Genomic DNA, 2,604 nt, shown 5'->3' on the forward strand with positions numbered 1-2,604 from the left:
CTCTCAGAATTTAATCAAGATCTGGTGATAATGCCGGAGGGGTTCCACCCGTTCCCATCTCGAACACGGAAGTTAAGACCTCCAGGGCCGATGATACTTGGACTGCAGAGTCCTGGGAAAGTAGGTCATCGCCAGGTAAGACCGAAGGGATCGTCTTGTACAAGACGGTCTCTTTGCTTTTTGCTGCGCAAAAACTTAGGTATGCAAGCTGCTCTGGGGTCGGTTCCACCCGTTCGCCTGCGCCGTTAAGAAATTCTATGGAGCGTGCGGCTTGGCCGAAAGGGTATACCCTACCCTTTCGTATCTCGAACACGGAAGTTCGAGTTACCGTCCAGGGCCGATACGAAAAAGATACAGTGTATCTGTGTATCTTTTTCGGGGCCAGTGCCACGGCCACAGATTCATACACAGAGGCGTGGTCTTACTTGGGCTGAAGAGTCCCGCGAGAGTAAGTCGTTACCAGGTGAGCAAGAAAGAATTATGTAATAATAGCGTAGTTCTTTTTTGTTTCATTTGGGCCCTAATATTTATACGAATTCTGGATAAGTTAACTCAAATTGGCAGGTGAATTAGCAAAATATATAGAAATATCATAATAATAGTAGGAGTTAGGTCGTTTGAAGGCATATATATTAAAGGCGTTCGTTCCACTAAAAGAAAATCTGCGAACCTAATTCGTCTAAAATACCTGTATGGGATATATTACGAACCTGATTCGGAAATTCCATAGTTATACGAAACCATACGCAAAGTGCCGCGCGTCCATGCGCGGCTAAAGTTGGAAATTGCATTATTGTAACATTTCATATTAGTTGACAAATGTAAAATCATTTTGAATTGGTACGAGGAGTGTTAATATTGGATTGTGGATTTCGTTACGGGGATGGATGGTTCCGGTATAGGGCGGCAGCAATAATTATTGAAGACGGGTATATACTTCTCGCTAAAAATGAAATAGATCCATATTATTATTCTATAGGTGGAGGAGTACATTTAGGTGAAAAGGCTGAAGATGCGGTTAGACGAGAAGTGTTTGAAGAAACGGGCGTTTCATATGAAATTGATAAATTAGCATTTGTTCATGAGAATTTCTTTGAAGGTACAGGAACACTTGATGGTTTGAAATGCCATGAAATTGCTTTTTACTTTTTGATGAAATCAAGAGGTACGAAGGAGTTGAATGGTAACAGTTATACTCAAGGTGTACGGGAATATATGCACTGGTTGCCAATTACTAACTTAAAGGACTATGTTGCCTATCCAAGCTTTTTCGCGGATAGGTTACTTAATCTGAGGGATGGGGTCGAACATATTGTTACTTGTGAATAACAAAAGTGATTTTTTGAAAGATTAGTTGCTTCGTTATTTTCTTATGGATGTGCAGTAAGATCAGCAGGGGTTCAAGGGCCGCCGTCCATGGCGGCTCTGAGTCACGGGGCGTATGGCTTCGTATAACAGCGTATTGCCAACACTAGTATTGATGCATGTGGTTAGGACGCGTCGGCAATACGCAGGACGTTATATAACAGATGGCGCTAAGAACCGGCCATCCATGGCCGGAAAGAAAAGCAAAGGGACGGTTTAGAAATTGTTCGGGGAGGTTAAGTATGAAAGATACAAAATTAGTTTTTAGAGATTTGGAAGATTCTCTAAATGAACTAAAGCTAAGTAGAAAATCTCCCGTTAATGTTAGGCGTCAGTTTGGTCGATTTCTCACCTTAACTCAGCAATTGACAGGAATGATGAGAAAAGAGTGTGAAAGATTAACAGGGTATAAGTGGGGGGCATCAGAATTCGGAGAATGGAATAGTGTTACAGATTTATTTAAGAAGCTCCGTCGCACTGACTATCACGAATCTCCCGTTGTTATTAATGTTAGGGAAAGTCAGCATTTCTTGGTTAATACATACAAAGATGAGTTTGGCGAAGAGTATGGTGGATATCTTACGTTCCAAGTAACATGGGGATTAGGGGACCCTTTCGCTAGTGACATATCGAGCGACTTAACCCCAATTTTTTTTGGTAAGAATAAAGAATCTATTGAAGATATTAAACCAGATATAGTAGATTATGAATTTATTCTTGATCCGAGGACAGATGAAATTAAGAAGGCATTAGAACTCGCTTGTTCTGATGATGTTCATGTATTAAGTGAGAAATGCTTTGAAATATTAGAGAAATATTATCAGTTTTATCAAGACAGGGTTAAAGAATTAATGAAAAGAAAATAACGTTTAAGGGGTTACCCCCCATGGCAACCTCTGAGTATGGGGGCACCATCCATCACATAACAGAGTGTTCCCATTACATAGAGTTTGCACTTATGAAGGACATAAAATAATTATCAAATATTTTACATGTAACTAAAGTTATAAAATATGTCGAGTTAAAAATAATAGTTGTCAGCGTAAGTTAGCTATTTTTATTTTATGTTAAACGTAATGACCGAAAAGGCATTATGTAGTCAGTAGCGTTGCATTAAGTTAGATCATGGTTTGTCAATAAAAAATTTATTGAAGAATAGGCTTGATTAAATTTACTTTATTGGTGTATACAACCAGATGATTATTCCTACTTGAGTCCAAAGGAACGTTGACCCAAGAG

At 39.4% G+C, this 2,604-nt stretch carries 2 protein-coding genes and 1 rRNA gene; all 3 read left to right on the top strand.

What is annotated here, in order from left to right; translation table 11 throughout:
- Nucleotides 1-20 precede the first annotated feature (20 nt).
- Nucleotides 21-137, top strand: a 5S ribosomal RNA gene (gene rrf, locus VB077_RS00190).
- 721 nt (nucleotides 138-858) lie between these two features.
- Nucleotides 859-1,329, top strand: coding sequence for an NUDIX hydrolase (locus VB077_RS00195; protein ID WP_323413186.1), 471 nt, complete (start codon nucleotides 859-861; stop codon nucleotides 1,327-1,329).
- A gap of 278 nt (nucleotides 1,330-1,607) precedes the next feature.
- Nucleotides 1,608-2,231 (top strand): hypothetical protein, encoded by a 624-nt coding sequence (locus tag VB077_RS00200; protein WP_323413187.1) that lies wholly within the window; start codon nucleotides 1,608-1,610, stop codon nucleotides 2,229-2,231.
- The last annotated feature ends 373 nt before the right edge of the window (nucleotides 2,232-2,604 follow it).

The sequence above is a fragment of the Desulfitobacterium sp. genome, assembly GCF_034927245.1.
In the GTDB taxonomy this organism is placed as follows: domain Bacteria; phylum Bacillota; class Desulfitobacteriia; order Desulfitobacteriales; family Desulfitobacteriaceae; genus Desulfitobacterium_A.

What these genes read in the sequence shown, in the direction of transcription:
- VB077_RS00200 (WP_323413187.1), top strand. Translation starts at nt 1,608, where the DNA reads ATGAAAGATACAAAATTAGTTTTTAGAGATTTGGAAGATTCTCTAAAT.